Origin of the sequence: Xenorhabdus bovienii (assembly GCF_024721015.1) — a bacterium.
Classification (GTDB): Bacteria; Pseudomonadota; Gammaproteobacteria; order Enterobacterales; family Enterobacteriaceae; genus Xenorhabdus; species Xenorhabdus bovienii.
On sequence record NZ_JANAIF010000026.1, the window covers coordinates 21,271 to 36,436 of the forward strand.

The 15,166-nt window shown below is 51.6% G+C and carries 20 protein-coding genes; 3 read left to right on the forward strand and 17 right to left on the reverse strand.

Going from position 1 to position 15,166, the window contains the following annotated elements; genetic code table 11:
• The first annotated feature begins 104 nt into the window (after nt 1-104).
• Complete coding sequence (locus tag NXS07_RS08920) at nt 105-440, forward strand: hypothetical protein (protein WP_038203072.1); 336 nt, start codon at nt 105-107, stop codon at nt 438-440.
• A gap of 144 nt (nt 441-584) precedes the next feature.
• Nucleotides 585-845 (forward strand): hypothetical protein, encoded by a 261-nt coding sequence (locus tag NXS07_RS08925; RefSeq protein ID WP_238126503.1) that lies wholly within the window; start codon nt 585-587, stop codon nt 843-845.
• Between the two features lie 86 nt (nt 846-931).
• On the opposite strand, the gene NXS07_RS08930 is transcribed toward NXS07_RS08925, so the two are convergent.
• Genes NXS07_RS08930 through NXS07_RS08975 form a run of 10 tightly spaced genes read right to left on the reverse strand, consistent with a single transcriptional unit; the run spans nt 932 to nt 8,708 of the window.
• Nucleotides 932-3,697 carry a conjugative transfer ATPase gene (locus NXS07_RS08930; RefSeq protein ID WP_258086569.1) on the reverse strand — a complete coding sequence of 922 codons (2,766 nt, stop codon included), beginning with the start codon at nt 3,695-3,697 and terminating at the stop codon, nt 932-934.
• Nucleotides 3,697-4,098 (reverse strand): TIGR03751 family conjugal transfer lipoprotein, encoded by a 402-nt coding sequence (locus NXS07_RS08935; protein WP_038203082.1) that lies wholly within the window; start codon nt 4,096-4,098, stop codon nt 3,697-3,699. The genes NXS07_RS08930 and NXS07_RS08935 overlap by 1 nt, the downstream gene beginning before the upstream one ends.
• Nucleotides 4,086-4,442 carry a hypothetical protein gene (locus tag NXS07_RS08940; protein ID WP_038203085.1) on the reverse strand — a complete coding sequence of 119 codons (357 nt, stop codon included), beginning with the start codon at nt 4,440-4,442 and terminating at the stop codon, nt 4,086-4,088. The genes NXS07_RS08935 and NXS07_RS08940 overlap by 13 nt, the downstream gene beginning before the upstream one ends.
• On the reverse strand, nt 4,442-5,872 hold the full coding sequence (locus tag NXS07_RS08945) for a TIGR03752 family integrating conjugative element protein (RefSeq protein ID WP_238126505.1): 1,431 nt from the start codon (nt 5,870-5,872) through the stop codon (nt 4,442-4,444). The genes NXS07_RS08940 and NXS07_RS08945 overlap by 1 nt, the downstream gene beginning before the upstream one ends.
• A complete protein-coding gene (locus NXS07_RS08950) occupies nt 5,862-6,698 on the reverse strand; it encodes a TIGR03749 family integrating conjugative element protein (protein WP_238126506.1) in 837 nt (278 codons plus the stop codon). The genes NXS07_RS08945 and NXS07_RS08950 overlap by 11 nt, the downstream gene beginning before the upstream one ends.
• Nucleotides 6,695-7,351: a PFL_4703 family integrating conjugative element protein gene (locus tag NXS07_RS08955; RefSeq protein ID WP_038203094.1), complete on the reverse strand. Its 657-nt coding sequence runs from the start codon at nt 7,349-7,351 to the stop codon at nt 6,695-6,697. Before NXS07_RS08955 ends, NXS07_RS08950 begins: the two co-directional genes overlap by 4 nt.
• Complete coding sequence (locus NXS07_RS08960) at nt 7,348-7,722, reverse strand: TIGR03750 family conjugal transfer protein (protein WP_038181466.1); 375 nt, start codon at nt 7,720-7,722, stop codon at nt 7,348-7,350. The genes NXS07_RS08955 and NXS07_RS08960 overlap by 4 nt, the downstream gene beginning before the upstream one ends.
• Before the next feature lie 10 nt (nt 7,723-7,732).
• Nucleotides 7,733-8,110: a TIGR03745 family integrating conjugative element membrane protein gene (locus tag NXS07_RS08965; RefSeq protein ID WP_038203098.1), complete on the reverse strand. Its 378-nt coding sequence runs from the start codon at nt 8,108-8,110 to the stop codon at nt 7,733-7,735.
• Nucleotides 8,111-8,145: 35 nt separating this feature from the next.
• Nucleotides 8,146-8,382 (reverse strand): TIGR03758 family integrating conjugative element protein, encoded by a 237-nt coding sequence (locus NXS07_RS08970; RefSeq protein WP_038203101.1) that lies wholly within the window; start codon nt 8,380-8,382, stop codon nt 8,146-8,148.
• A complete protein-coding gene (locus NXS07_RS08975; protein ID WP_038203104.1) occupies nt 8,382-8,708 on the reverse strand; it encodes an integrative conjugative element protein, RAQPRD family in 327 nt (108 codons plus the stop codon). The genes NXS07_RS08970 and NXS07_RS08975 overlap by 1 nt, the downstream gene beginning before the upstream one ends.
• A 148-nt stretch (nt 8,709-8,856) precedes the next feature.
• Between NXS07_RS08975 and NXS07_RS08980 the strand changes: the two genes are divergently transcribed.
• The gene (locus NXS07_RS08980) at nt 8,857-9,549 is read left to right on the forward strand and encodes a DUF5710 domain-containing protein (RefSeq protein ID WP_038203107.1); all 693 of its coding nucleotides are present in this window, start codon (nt 8,857-8,859) and stop codon (nt 9,547-9,549) included.
• 169 nt (nt 9,550-9,718) lie between these two features.
• On the opposite strand, the gene NXS07_RS08985 is transcribed toward NXS07_RS08980, so the two are convergent.
• From NXS07_RS08985 to NXS07_RS09015, 7 genes are all read right to left on the reverse strand, one after another.
• Nucleotides 9,719-9,883, reverse strand: a complete 165-nt coding sequence (locus tag NXS07_RS08985; protein WP_155271321.1) for a hypothetical protein — start codon at nt 9,881-9,883, stop codon at nt 9,719-9,721.
• 229 nt (nt 9,884-10,112) lie between these two features.
• Complete coding sequence (locus NXS07_RS08990) at nt 10,113-10,871, reverse strand: TIGR03747 family integrating conjugative element membrane protein (protein WP_238126508.1); 759 nt, start codon at nt 10,869-10,871, stop codon at nt 10,113-10,115.
• Between the two features lie 9 nt (nt 10,872-10,880).
• On the reverse strand, nt 10,881-12,944 hold the full coding sequence (gene traD, locus NXS07_RS08995) for a type IV conjugative transfer system coupling protein TraD (RefSeq protein ID WP_238126509.1): 2,064 nt from the start codon (nt 12,942-12,944) through the stop codon (nt 10,881-10,883).
• On the reverse strand, nt 12,941-13,492 hold the full coding sequence (locus tag NXS07_RS09000) for an integrating conjugative element protein (RefSeq protein WP_238126510.1): 552 nt from the start codon (nt 13,490-13,492) through the stop codon (nt 12,941-12,943). Before NXS07_RS09000 ends, traD begins: the two co-directional genes overlap by 4 nt.
• Entirely contained in the window at nt 13,474-14,169 is a 696-nt protein-coding gene (locus NXS07_RS09005; RefSeq protein WP_258086570.1) for a TIGR03759 family integrating conjugative element protein, read from the reverse strand. Before NXS07_RS09005 ends, NXS07_RS09000 begins: the two co-directional genes overlap by 19 nt.
• Entirely contained in the window at nt 14,166-14,702 is a 537-nt protein-coding gene (gene pilL2, locus NXS07_RS09010) for a PFGI-1 class ICE element type IV pilus protein PilL2 (RefSeq protein ID WP_238126512.1), read from the reverse strand. The genes NXS07_RS09005 and pilL2 overlap by 4 nt, the downstream gene beginning before the upstream one ends.
• A gap of 105 nt (nt 14,703-14,807) precedes the next feature.
• On the reverse strand, nt 14,808-15,092 hold the full coding sequence (locus NXS07_RS09015) for a helix-turn-helix domain-containing protein (RefSeq protein WP_013185134.1): 285 nt from the start codon (nt 15,090-15,092) through the stop codon (nt 14,808-14,810).
• Nucleotides 15,093-15,166 lie beyond the last annotated feature (74 nt).

Consider the following 15,166-nt stretch of genomic DNA (forward strand, 5'->3'; position numbering starts at 1 on the left):
AGCTCAGCTACTGCGTTTAATTCTTTTTCTCATTGTAAAAATTACATAATTATAAACAAGGAGATAATTAATGAATAGTTTAGAAATGTATCAGGAAGTCAATAATGATAAATGATGATGAACTTTATTCAGAAATTGGTCGTATATTATATGAAACGGCTCCTGATGATGCACAGACGATTTTACTGGATGCAGAGTTATCTCCCGGAAATGATCATGTGAAGTTTCTATATGACTATATTGATGAAAGTGGGTGTAAAAAGTGGTATTTACCCCCATCACCAAAAACAGATAGAGAGCTTATAGAAAATTTAGCAATGCTGCGTAAATACTACGTAGAAAATAACCTGACTAATGATCATCCCTCATGGTCTGGCTGTTTGGTCACTGTTGATCTTAAGAAGATGAAAATTAATATAGAATTCAAATACGAAGATTGATCTGAAAACACTTCCATCCATCGCATAAAGTTATTCCTTAAATACAGACAGCAAAAGGTAAATGATGAGTTTAGACGATAAAATATATGCTGAAATAGGTCAGTTACTATACAATTCAGCGCCTGATGATGCAAAAAAATCATAATGGATACAGAATTATCTCCTGAGGGAGATTGCTGTCAGTTTAAATATGATTATATTAACTCAGCTGATGAGATGAATTGGTTTTCCCCTCAAGAGAACGATGGGTTAACAAATGAAAGAATTAGAGAATTGTTAGTTTCACTCAGGCAATTTTTTGTAGAAAACATCCATTTGAAGCAACCGCCGCATTGGTCAGGCTGTATAGTGACCGTGGATGTGGAAAAAATGAAGCTCAATGTCGACTTCAAATACGAAGACTAACCTGAACGCTATCCCGGCCATCGTGCTGGGATAGCGCATCAACCTGCCACCATTGGCATTATTACTCAATGAGCTAAATGTAATGTTCAGTGTTCTACAGAATTAACCTTCAATCCCCGCATAACATCCATTTTTCTGGCCACCCATACCGCAGCTTCCAGTTCACTGCACTGATGTTCCCGCATCAATGCCCGCCGTTCGGCTTTTTCTTCTTTTTCTGTCATGCCCAGCGCCAGATACAGGCTCGGGGGTACAACCCGGAATAAGGCTTCGATTTTCTTTGCCAGCACCACGCCTTCGGTATAACAACGGGGTAATTTACTGGCAGAGAGCAGCACCGCTTTCTGCTCTTCAGTCAGCTTCTTAAAGCGGGCGATTTGCTCCACCTCATCGGGTGGCATGGTCAGACACAGCCACCATTCGGCCATATTCAGCATCTTTTCGGCGGTGTCAGGATAGTCCGCTAAGTTTTGTGTGGCGAGCCACAGCCAGGCGCCGAGTTTACGCCACATTTTGACCACTTTAGTCATATAGGGTGATAACAGTGGATTGGTGGTGGTGATATGCCCTTCATCAATCACCAGTTGCAGTTCGCGATCCTGATATTGATCCCGTTCAGCCAGGTTATTGACTTTGTTAATCAGCGAGACCATCGCCAGTGCCATCTGCGCCGAGTAATTCTCCCGCGCCAGTGTCCCCAAATCAATCAGGGTGACATCCACTTCCGGCCACGGCGTACCGGGACGGTTAAATAATTCTCCCTCAAACCCCTGTGTAAACATCGACATGGCGCTGGCCATTTCATCCGCCCGTGCCCGCCGGTGTGCAGTAATTAAAGGCTGACCGTGCTCATCCTGCTGGTGATTACGGGCGATGGCATAAAGCGCATTTTGTAAGTCTGACGCCACCATCTGGCGGGACTCGTCAAAGCTGGTCTGTGCCGCCTGCATAATGGCCTCACGAATTAAACCCCGATCAGAGCGGGTCAGACGCTCTTCCTCTCTTTTCTCACCGCCGGTGATCATCAGTCGGGCGGCAATTTCCATTTCGCCCAGAATATCGCGCTGTTCATCAGCTTCCTCTTCCTGTTGTTCATCGGTATCAGGAATATCAGCTTCGTTAATGCGCAATTGCTCAGGACTGAGTTGCAGCAGTTGATGGGCATCGGCAAACAGTGCCAGACTGACGCCACAACCCGGTCTGATACCGATTTTATTGACCGTCAGCCCCAGACTTTCATAGTAATCGGCCAGCAAGCCAAAACTGTTTCCCGCCTCCACAATAAACAGACGCGGCCGGTGTACTGCCATTAACTGGATCAACGAGGAGCACAGTGTGGCGGATTTCCCCGCGCCGGTCGGACCAAACAGCAGTAAATGGGCATTCTGGGTGCGATCCTGTTTGTTCATCGGATCAAAGGTCAGCGGAGCCCCGCCCCGGTTAAAGAAACTGAACCCCGGATGCCCGGTGCCGGTCGAACGGCCTGTCACCGGTAATAACCCGGCCAGATGCTGTACCCAGGTCAGGCGGCTGTACCAGTGTTTTTTGTCTTTCTGCGGGTTAAAGCACATCGGCAGTGCCCGTAAGTAGGCATTCAGCGGTGACACACTGAATGCCGGCCGGACGGGCTGTAATCCTGCTGTCAGCAGGGTGGAGGATAATTGATACACCCGGTGGTTTATATCATCCAGATCCTTGCCCCTCACCAGAAAGGCCAGCGCACTGCGGTACAATTTATGCCGCCGCCCCAGAAGTTCCTTCACTTCCTGCACACCCTGCCGGACGCGCAGCGATTCAATATTTTCTCCCACCGCATTTTTCGACAGCCGGGTAAAGTCCTCTTCCAGTCTGTCCTGTGCCTGCGCCACAATGGTCAGCGAAACCACCGTCCCTGCCGGCATCATGTCCATCAGGGCATTGATATTGTCGCCCCGTTTCACTTCGCCTGTCAGTGTTCCCGATTCCGGCGGACGGCGCAGACGCTCAACCAGCACCGCTTTATGCGGCAACCCGTCAAACCACCAGACGCCCGCGTCGGGATCAGACACCGGCGGGGTGAACCACAGGCTTTCGGCAAAGTCATTACTGACGGGGAGATCCGATTGTGTAGGGGCTTCATAACTGACGGTACGGTAAAAATCGGCTTTTGCCATCCCCCAATCCGGCGCCGGATTAAAATGACGCAGCAACCAACGGTGGATCTGCCCGCCATGTTGTCGGCGGGCAATCACACCGGCAGAAGCCAGTGATGAAACCAGCCGCTCGCAGACCTGATTGAGCGCAGCCACCGCCGATAAGGTCAGATGGTTGACAGGGGATCTGCGCCCGTCAGGCAGCCACCGGTAAACCACCATGCGGGTCTGGCGCTGCTGGCCCCGCCACGGTTGCCCGGTGATTAAGCTGTCCTGAAATATCCCGTCAGGCCGGGCAATGCTGTTCAGGTGATGCTCAGATTCCGCCAGAAAGGCGTCAGTAAACAGTGTTCCCTGTGCCCAGGGCTTCACATAGCCCCGCAAGGTGTTGAGATAGTCAGCAGGATCATCTTCATCCTGACAAAAAAACTGCACCACCCACGGCGAAATATCATCTTCTTCCAGACTGTCCTGGATCGCATCTTCCAGTTGATCCCGGATTTCAGTCAACCGCTCAGCGGGACGGCCTTCGGTAGCAATGGATTCAATCTGATAGACCGCACCGACGGAAATCCCGTCATCCAACAATAAACATTGCCCATCTTCCAGATATTCCACCCAGGGCAGGTAATCGATGATGGAAGGGTTCGCCTGGTAAATCGCGGCTTCATCCACCTCACGCAATTTACCGGGACGGTTCAGTGCCTTGGGGATGTTCATTACAGTGCCTCCGTGCGTTCACCCGGCAGGGCATACTGTACCTGCTGATAAAACGGGAATACTGTACTGTAACCCGGTATCGGCGTATTGCCAGCGACCAGATGCGGAAAAACATACATCACCATATCGGGATTGGGTAAGCGGGGAAATTGCTGGCTGATTTCCTGCGCTGCCGAACGGCTGTAATGATAAGGTTCTTCCAGTGCCCTGAGCCGTTCAGATACAGTTAAAGAACGGCGCAGTGTTTCCCTTGCCGATTCGGTGGCATGACCTGCCTTATTCCCCTGCCACATTGCCAGTACTGTCTGCTTTCCGGCAGGGAGTAAGGCGTCTTTCGAAGTGGTACATCCGACTAATAGCCCTGCCAACCCCAATAGCCAATAATATTTTATTTTCCGCATACGGCAGCCTCCGGGGTGCCAAGGACGGTAAACGTGGCAAATTCCGGGTGTACCGCCAGCTCTGATAAGGTAAAAGGCAAAGGTACCCACTGTTCAGGCGCCATGCTGACTTTACCGTCAACCACTGCCTGCCACTGGGTTTCGGTCAGGCGGAAGACAGTAAAATCACCGTCACTCAACGGCTGACATTCTCTGTCGGTTGAGAGATACAACCGACACTCTTTTTTGCGCACCGCACGCCAGTAAAGCTGCACCCGTGCGGGTTCAGTCAGTGACATCACCGACACTTGCAGGCAATACGGGGAACCCGCACTGAATATCCACTGAGAAGGGGTCTTTTCCATTAATCTAATGCTTCCTGATTATCACGTTGGGCTGGCTCACTCACGCCGTAGCGCACCTTACGTCCTTTCGTTTCATAATCAATCGCCAGGCGTTGTGTGATATGCACCACAACACGGGCACCGGGCGGGACGTAAACCGCATCAAACGTCTGGCTGTAGCGCTGTTTGAGCCATTCACTCATGTCATTCATGCCACCTGACATCGCTTTGCCTAATGCTGCCTGTCCGGCATTGCCCGTTAACGCGGTCGTGATACCGCCTGTGCCGTTGGTCTGGGCGGTACGCTGACTTTCACTCAGGGCATCGCCAGCCGAATTCATGGCCGAGAGCGCAAACAATGTCGGCAGATAAGTGGCGGCGTTGGATTTGCGTTCACCGCTGATACAGGGAATGCCGTTTTCATCGGACAGCCAGCCGATGCCGTTCGCACTGCCGTGGGTGTTTCGCCCTGCCCCCGGCAAGGTACGCACCGTGCCGTCCTGAAAGACAACCGTGATGGAATTAACCTGACCACGCACGCAGGAGAGTGTCCAGTCACCACTGGCCGAGCCGGACACCACCGCCCCTTCCACCTCCGGCAGTTCAATGCCGTTGGCCGTCAGGTTGTCTTTACCGATAAGAATTTTGAAAGGATAAGGGTCGGTCACTGTCCCATTTACAGGGACACGGCCTAATAATGCGGTCATGGCCTGACTACCGACTAACGTGGCATTTTCAGGCAGGGTATAGATTGGCTGTTCATTTTCTTCCTTTGATGGGTTTTGAAGCGATGGGCTTTGGGGTTTATTTTGCCCGGTAGCAGGTTGTTCACTTAAAAAAGAGGCCGGGAACTGCGCCGTGGCTTTTCCACTGCCGGGGGTTTGTATGTCTGCGGGCTTTTCATCGGCGGGTGTTATCCAGATAAGTTCATTCTGCCCTGTGCCTGAATTGGCAGAATACGGAATACTTCCCGACCCAAGTGGTATCAGACTGTCCGGCGCAGACAAAGGCGTTGAATTCAGCCGTTCTGTCAGTAAATCAATCTGTGCCAGCAATCCCTGCTGTTCATCCTGTAATTCACGCCGGCGCTGTTCATCGTCCTGCCGGATAGCTGCCACCGCCGCGTCTATCTGACCGGCGACATCCTGACGCTGATTTTTTAACTGGTCATTTTCTTTCAGGATATCGGCATTCTGCTGACCTAAGCGTTGCTGCTCTGACCGCACTTTATTGAGTGTTCCCACCAGCGTACGCAAGGTATCTTCCGGCGTATCACCGCCGACACCCAGCGCCTGTAACTCCTCCGGTGACAACGTGGACAGAACATTATTCTGGGGTGTGTTGGGTGCGGTACTGTCTGTTGAGCTGCAACTTTTGATGCCGATAAACCCGCCGACCATCAGCACCACCAGCACCAGGATTTTCACCAGACTGTTGGATTTAACCTGCATGACGGCCGCCCGGTTTCACCGTTACCGGCTCAGGGATAAAGGCATTATCCGGCTGTCCTCGGGTCACAAGATACAGCACTGTGGTATCTTCCGGTGTCCCTGCTTCGCCCAGCCAGCGATGCTGAAACGTCGCTGCCACAAACTGCCCCTGCAAAGCTCGTGGGTCGAGCGTGATGTTGCGTTTAGCCGTATTACGCAGTTTCAGGGCTACCACTGTGTAATTTTGCACACCCCAGCCGACCAGCGGGGAAACCGCAATCGGTTCTGAAGGGTAGAGTGTCGTGATGGATCCGGGTAAATGCAGATTGACCGGGTGGATCCCCGTAACCGGCTCGACGGTACGCAGCGGGGCATAAAGCTGCTGAGCGGCATAGCGGGTTAATATCACAGGCGCGGGAGCCGAAAGTGCTGATTTTCTCTGATGCGGTGACCCCTCTTTTGGAGCAGAATTTTTTTCATCCGGATAAAGAATGCGGACGGGTTCCGTTGACCCCATTTTGGTGGCGGTGATATCCAGTAAGATAATTTCGCCGTTTTCACTGTCCTGCAATTGCAGACGGGTAGACGGAAAAGATTGGCTGGCTTTCAGGTAAACCGCCCCGCCTGCGCTCTGCACCCGCAGTTTATCGCTGAGTGACGGAGACAAACCAACACGGACATTTCTGTCTACGAAAATAACCCGCTCCTGTCCTACTTTGAGGGCAATGGATAACGGAATGCGTTCCCATTTCACCAGTTCATCGGCCTTTGCCCCGAGGCTGAACAACAAAAGGCTGACCAACCCCAGCCAAAAACAGGCAGAAGAGCAAGATTGATATCTTTTCATTGGAACACGCCCTTTTTCTCTTCCACAGGTTGCGGCATGGCTTCCAGACGCTGCGGCATCCCGTCGTAACAATCCAGTGCCAGCCCGAAAGGATTACGCTCCGCATCGCCCTCCCAGCGCACCACTTTCAGGGGATAGCGCACCAGCGCCCGTTTGACAGGTTCGGCGTGATAATATTCATCAGCCACCAAATCCAGCCGCACCACCCAGTTATCCCGGTTACGCACCGTCACACTTTTCGTCTCGTAGCCCCGGCCGGGGATCTCATACACCACCCGCACCCGATCAAGCAGCTCACCACTGTCGGCCCGGGTTTTGGCATCCGCCTGCAAAAAATCCTGACAGGCGGGGGTCAGATAAGACGACAAGGCCGCAATTTTAGCCGGGTAGTCCTGTGCCCCATTTTTCGGCCAGGCGTTCAGTTGCTGGAAAAGATAAAACGCAAAACTGTAGACACTCGGCGCAGGCACTTCCCACCACGGGCGGGTGCTGCCGCTGCGTAAGTCCGGCGGATTATGGATGGTGAGACTACGCGGTGAGGCCATCCAGCCCGTGAGCGTAATCAGCAAGACCAGTATCAGCACCCCGCAGGCAAGCCGCAGGGTCAGGATATGCTGATCACGGTTTTTCAGCGCATGACGAAACCGGCTCATCGCAGGCTCCCGTTACGATGAGTCAGCCTACTTCGACGCAACGACCAGCCCTGAGCCGCAATAATCAATGCCGGATCACCGATACCCATTCGCCGCTTTTTCTCTTCCAGCTTCAGCCAGAGATAATGTTCCGGTTTGCCGCGCTTAAGCTGAGCGAGCCAGCGGCCGCCGAAACTAATCAATAACAAGGGCATGAACAGCATACCCGTCGGTATCATGACCCAACCAGCTAACGGGATAAAAGGAAGGCTCACCATCAACCCGAATGCCAGCCCCAGCAAAGCGGCCAGCCCCATTTCCGGTGTGGTGAATCCGCGAAATACGACCGGTTCGGCATTTAAGCGATCGGGTAAAAACGGGATCGTCTGCATCAGCGGTACCTCAAAAGATAATGCCGGCCGATTTCGCCAGCAGCCAAATCACCGCAACCAATAGCACCACGCCGACCACGATGATCGAGCCAAACTGTGTCCAGGTGGCTTTGCCGTCCCGCACTTCCGAAAAGGTTTCAACCGCCGCCGAAGCGACCTTAAAGAACGCCACTGCTGAGAGGATCAGCCCGCCAATCACGATGCCATCCTGGGCATAACCTTTCACCTGTCCCAGTAATCCACCTCCGCCACCACTTTTTGGCGGTTCGATAGCCGGCAAATCGGCCCGGGCGGATTCACAGGAAAAACCGAACAACAAAAGAAAGGTGCTTATTCTGGTTATCAGGTTCGTGCTGATACGACGACAGACAGTAAAAATTGGCTTCATGTTCAATCCATTCCTTGTTCATTATGTTCGTTGCATCAGCTGGCAAACATCCAGACCGAGACCACCAGTAAAATGGCGGTTCGCATGGCAAACTGGCTGATGGTCTGATTACGTACTTTTTCATTCGCCCAGCCGTTCCAGACATCCACCGCGGCCCAGGCCGCCCAGAGAAACAGGGTGGCCAGGAAAAATCCGACGCAAACCAGATACAGAAAAGTGATATCAAAATGCCCCGAGGCCACGGTAAAGGCAGTGCGTTGTGCCTCCGTCATTACGGGCGTTCCTGACGGTAATGACCGGATAACACGTTTGATTCCTGCTGCTGGGCGCGGGAAGGGGTCAGGTAGTGATCAATACCGGCTTTGATGGTGTCGAGATCCGCTTTGATACGGAGGTAATCAAAGTAATAACGAGGACGTGTTGGGATGTCAGCCTGCTTTTCAGCGAGGCTTGCGCGCTCCAGTGCTATCTGTACCTGCTCAATCAAACGCTTTGCACTCGCCAGTTCGTCTTTCTCGGCAGCCTGCGCAAGCGGTACACACAATAGGATTAGACTCAGCAGACAGGCAGAACGGGACAGGGAAAAGCAACCGTGCATAAACATTCACCTCGTTACGGATTTCAAGATGCCGAGGATGCGGGGTTTTTTAGGGCAGATCAGCAATAAACCCTTTATGCTTTGATGAAAATTAGCTAAATAGTCTGGCTAACTTATTCAGCCAAAACTTAATAATGAAGGAAAACACATGCTGCGGATTGATTTAAGCGTCCCTGATGAGGAATACGAGCAGGCACGGAAGCTGGGTGCGCACTGGGATGCCGTCGAACAAATCTGGTATATCGACAACAGCATTGACCCGACGCCGTTTATCAACTGGCTGCCGTTCTACAATGTCCATGCAGAATACTGGTATCTCGCCCAGACTCAGACAGCCTGCCCGCACTGTCAGAAAAACACCACCGTCACGGCCTGTATGCTGCCTGCCGGACATAAGCTGCTGGAAGCGGACAGCGACGATGAACCCAACACAGAAATTGACTATACCGAGCAGGACAGACCGGCGTTCTTGTTTTATCTCGCCGATCTTCCTACCCTCATGCGTAACGTGCTGCCTGGCTTTCACCACCGCCTTCGCAAAGTCGTCAGCCAGCCGCTGCAACGGCAGCACTGGATAAACCACTGCGAACACTGTGATGCGCCGCTGGATGATACCGAACTGTTTACCGAAATTGGCGGCGCGTTTTTTCCAGCATCGAAGGAGCAGGCCGCAACTATTCAGTTACACCGTATCGATCAGCCGTTTGTCGGGTATTGTGAAGATATTTCGCATCATCACTACTATTTCGATCCGAAGGGAAGCAGCCGGGCCTGTCAGGCCTGTGACTGGTTTGAGTGGATGACGCAAGTGGTGAATTTGCCCTCAACGTATCGACATTAGCCTGAAAGACTGACGCGCCGCCGTGCGGCTTGTCTTCTGAGTAATGACAGACAAAACAAACACCCGTTTTATCTGCCATTACTCAGCGCCACGAAACCTGAAAAATAATTTTTTGATGGAGATAAGATGGCGAAATGGCGATTACACAAAATAGGAAACAAGGTTTTTATTATCTGTATCCACGATTTCCTTTTTTTTCTCGTTGTATTAAAACACAATGCGAATGAATTACCTCAAACTTTCCTTTTGTTCCTCTAATAAGTTCAAAATGTCCTTCACCTATTCCTACAGGCAAGTGACAAAAATAACATATACCAGGCTTCTTATTACGCATATTTATATCCCCTTCAATTTAAATGGATTGTCAAAATGGTATTAGATGATCTCGATAAATGTTATCCCCCTATGTCAGCATAGTTGTCACCCCTTACCCACTAATCTAAGGAAATAAACTATACCAGCCAATTTTGTTCCAATCTTGAAATCAATAGTGGTATCTGGATTAAAAAAACGACATTTACATTATGCTGTTAACGGCTGTAATTACTCGTATAACTACCCATTTAAATATATTTCTTAAACATCGATGTGGTGATCACCACGGCCATGCCTAACAGTAACGCCGCAGGCAACAATATCACGGCAGGATGCACAACATCCGGCCACGATAAATACAACACACAGGGAATGGTGCAGGCAGGTTTAATTCCTCGTTTGGCATGGTGATAAACAAAACTGGATTCATACCCTGCCCCGTAGCGCCGTAAATCCCGCCGTACCAGCCCATCTACCAGTGCAACTATCACCACCATCACAAACAAGGGGACGGATAACAACAAAATTACCAGCCGGGTCAACGTCACCATCGTGATAAACACCGTGGCTAGCCAATACTCCCGCAAATGCCCCGATATACCCTGTAATACCGTATTGAATTCACGCATAAAATCATTACGACTATTGAACTGGTATTGCGACTGTCCCTGAACCCAGCCCATAAAACCACTGTCTACAAACAACCATTTATAGTTTTGCGCCAACCCTGCCGAAACGGTTTGTGAAGGCTCAACCAACAACAGGCTTCGGGTAAATTCCGTGGATAAAAATTTAAGTTCAATTTTCATCATATTCTGACTGTGAGTCGCACCCTCTTCCGGCCAGAAAAAAGCCATACCGAGATATTCCAGTAACAGGCTGAATAGCCAGGACATCACAATAAACCCAATGAGTTGCCACGGCCATTCCCATAACAGACGATAAAGCAGGCCATGCTTGCGGGGCAGTTGGGAAGGTTGGCGAGATTGTTTTTCTGACTGTGCCATAACCGGAAACTACCCCTTCTCTTCCCACCAGTTTTCACTGGTGCGGTAGTGCCGGCGCATCTGTTCGGCAATGTGCTGCAAACTGGCCGGCATCAGGACATCATCGTCATCCCCCGTAGGCAAAGGCATACGGATTTTCCACAACTGACCGCCTTCCAGCAGCGCAAACGCCTGCCCTTTCGGCAGGTTAATCATTTCGGCCGGGGTGATCAGCGGTGTTTTGACGGTGCCGACCCTGTCCTGTGTGGAAGAAGTAAAATCCTGCCCCTGTTCCACATCAGCAATGTCCGAATGCCCCGATACCAGGGTCTTACTGTAGGTTTCCACTTCAGGAAGCTGGCTGGTGAGGAGTTCTGCCGTCCGGTTATCCCGTACCCGCAGCATAATCAGGGTATTGAAGTTACCCATCACCTGTGCAGTTTTAGCCGGGCTACCGATACGGGCTTCGATATCAGAAGAGGTTTGGGTATACGCCGTAACCTGCATCCCCGCACCGCCCCCCTTGTTGATCAGCGGAATAAATTCATCACCCATCAGTTCGTTGAATTCATCGCAATGCAGGTTGATTGCCAGTTTGCCATCATGGCGTATCGGCAATCCGGCGTTCATGCCGTATTTGTAAATCTGTCCGGCAACACTGACCAAATCCGCAAACATGCTGTTACCTACCGCCGAAGCCACATCGCTGTCAGACAGTGCATCCAGACCGATATAAACAATCCCGTTTTTGCGGATCACCTGCTCCCAGTCAAAGATGGGCCGCATATCCGTCATATTGAGGTAATCCGGAGATAACAGTTCGGCAATTTTGCCTGTCGTCAGTTTTTCCAGCAGCGGCAATAAGGACGCGACAATTTTATCAAAATAGGTACGGTCATAACGCACGGCAGAACGCAGACCATCCAGAATCGGGTCATAGAGTTGCTTGCCTGCGTCAGAACTCAGCGTCATTTCCATAGCCCAGAGCCGGAGGGCATCGGGTTGCCCGTGCATATTGCGCGGAATGTCTTTTTCTTTCAGTTTGCTGAGGGAACGATTGATTTGCGCCAGCAGATCCGGCTGTCTTTCCTCCATCATTCGGGTGGCATAGCGTTGATACAGTTCGCTGATATTATTGACGTAGCGGGTGATAAGCTGGTAATCCGGCCGGTGCCCCAGAGCCACCAAAGCACGGGCAACAATATTGACAAACCGCCAGGCAAATTCACGGAACGCGGCGCTGTTGCCTTCGCCGCTGAGCTGACCGGCCAGACGGGAAGCGACTTCGGACACCCGGCCAAACCGCCCGACGGCGTTATAACGCGCCGAAATCTCGGGCCAGCCCAGATGAAAAAGGGACAGTTCATTGCCGCGACCCGCGCGGTGCGCTTCTGCCCAGATGCGCCTTAACAGATCAGCGTCACCTTTGGGATCAAAGATAATCACCACCTCACCGCGCCGGATATCCTGAGTGATAAGCAGTTCAGCCAGCCGGGTTTTCCCCACCCGTGTAGTACCCATCACCAGTGTATGCCCGACCCGTTCGCGCAGATCCATAAAAACATCAGCTTCCTGTGGTTCAATACCGTGGATAGCCGGATTACCGCCCACAGGCGGCAGCGGGCGTACCGGATTAAATGGCGAGTCTTTGCGTAATAGCGCAGATAATGTCGGCCAACGGTATTCAGTTCGGCGCTCCAGTGCACGGGCAAACTGATATATCCGGGACGGTTGTACGAATCGCTCGACTTCCGGTCGTCGCGTATCCTGTAAACGCTGGGTATGCTTCTGCTGCCAGCGAAATCCCCTGCCCAGAAACAACTGCCGGTGACTGACAGGAATGTGCCTGGTGCTCATCTGGTAACGCGGCAGGCGGCGCAGATTTCTGCGATAGCGGATGACCTGGATACCCTGCCATGTGCGTATCATTGCCAGTACGGCAAAACCGCCTGCCATAACATAGCTGACGGAAGGTGCCAGTGCGATGGCCCAGGGTGCCCTGATACAGACAAACGCGGCAACGGCGGAGACCAGCGCAGTATTCAGCTCGACGGCTGGGCGCAGCAGGGCTTCAACCACATAACGGCGGCTCATTGTGACAACTGTTGGGAAAGTTGAGAAAGTTGAGTTTCCGTGATCAACACCGGATAATGTTGCAGTTGCAATCGACGAGCCAGCTCGGTGCCGGAAGCAGGTGATAACAATAAATCCGACGCTGATGCCCTGAGTGACTGCAAACCTGCCATTTCACTGACATTGACCACCAGACCAACAGCATGCAGTTTCGTCAATGTGGCCGCATTCTGGCTTAACCACTGGCGTGAGTCCGGATCATCCCCAATCAGAAACAGTGCGCCAATCCCCGGCAATTGCAGTGGTCTGCTTGCTACTTTTCCCGGCGTCAGCTCCGGTGTTTTGACAGGCAACATCGCCGCTTCACCTGCCATTTCGGATGAGGAATTTTGCACCGATGACACAGGCTCATCGCGTTGCTCAGCATTAATGCTTTCATAAAAAGGCGAGGCATCTTTGCCGCCTAAATCTGCAATGATGTTCAGTTCAGCATGGCAGGCACTTATCCATAACAGGCTGATAATGGGGAATACGCTCAGCCGTTTCATTATCATGATGTGATCTGCCATCCTTGTTCTCCCTGCCGCAATAAGACCGGCATAACACCCTGCCCAAACCGGAACCAGTACCCTGCATCATGATTCAGGGTGACTTGCCGGTTGCGCACTCGCTCAACAGGGATTCGGTGTTTTTTGGCCCATTGCCGTAATGTGTCGTCATTGCCCTTGCTGTCGACCAGATAGATGTCAACTGGTTGCATCAACGCCAGAACTTCCGTTAAGCGGGCATCACACGACGGACAATCGTTGATTTTGACAAACAACGCCAAACGCCCCTTTGCCTCACCGGATTTCTCCATATTGACCGGCAACATATCCGGAAATAATCGTTGCCAGGCGGCATCCACTTCCCGCTGAAAACGCAGTTCTTTTTCAGTGCGGGCAAATTCCGTTTTGACCCACTGCTCAGCATAACGGCGGCGTTCTGCATCACTTTCCGCTTCAATCCCCAGGGTTGTCAACGGATCAAGCCCCGGCGACTGGATACCCCTTGAACCATTCAATAATTGCTGATAACGCTGATATTCATCCGCGTTCAATCCCCATTGCCCGGCCTGTATTCTCAATGTTTGCTTTTGGCTTTCCACCGTATGTGCCTGCTGCGACGTTAAGGGTGACGGTGTGGCTGCCCATGTTGGGCTGATGAGCATTATCCACGTTACCAGACCGATTTGATGCAATCTCATGGCTGCTTTCCCTGCCGGGGTTGTGGAAGATGATAACCCGGACGCAAATGGTGACAAACCTCACGTTGCACCTCATCCACCTCCAGTTGCCAGGCCGGGCCTGACATAAGCTGCAAAGCGGTACGCAACAGGACAGGGCCTAACTGATAGTGCACAGACGGTAACGGCTGACGATATAAGAAGTCATTGTTTTTTTCAGGTACACATAAACGGTAACCCGACTGGCGTAATACGTCACGCTGGGCATCGGCTACCGTGGGATGCTGAGACGCCGGGATATGAACCTCAATCAATTGGGAAAGCGGGTCACGCTGTGCTGCTGTTGGGTCGGTACTTACCAGTATATAACGACCGTAACGGACAACTTCCGGTGCTTGTTGATAAATATCGGGTGAGACGGGCTGAATATTGCGCGTGAGCTGCGTTGCTGAAATGGCTTTTTCGGGAGCACATTGAGATGACGGTTGCTTTAACGAGGCATTGCAACCCGTCAGGATTGTGATCAATACACCCATTAATACGGTTATTCTCATTCCTGTTATTCCTGCCCGGCAATCAAAGCGCCAATGTGCAGGAAGTAACAGGATTTATTCAATCAACAACTGAAACTGCCTTTTAGGAAATAAAAACGTTACCGCTTATTGCTCTGAAGATTCTGCTGAAACCGCTTTGCGCACGGTACGCTCAATCAACTGACCATATTGGTCAAAATAACGGCTCGGCCAGATTTCAGAGGGATGAACGTCGAGGTAATTCGCAATGATCCATTCCCCTTTTGGCCAGGCGCGGGACAGGGTGTTGGCGAGAGTTGAAGAGCTTAATCCGGCTTCGCGGGAGACGGCGGCGAGTGTTGTACCACGTTTGCGTAATGCACAAATAATTTCGGCTGGGTGCCAGTCTTTCTGAGTGTGAGTCATAGTCATACCTGCTTCCCCTTCTTTTGATTATTGAATGGTGGCGATTCAAGACAGGGATTCTCAGGTACCGGGTACACTCA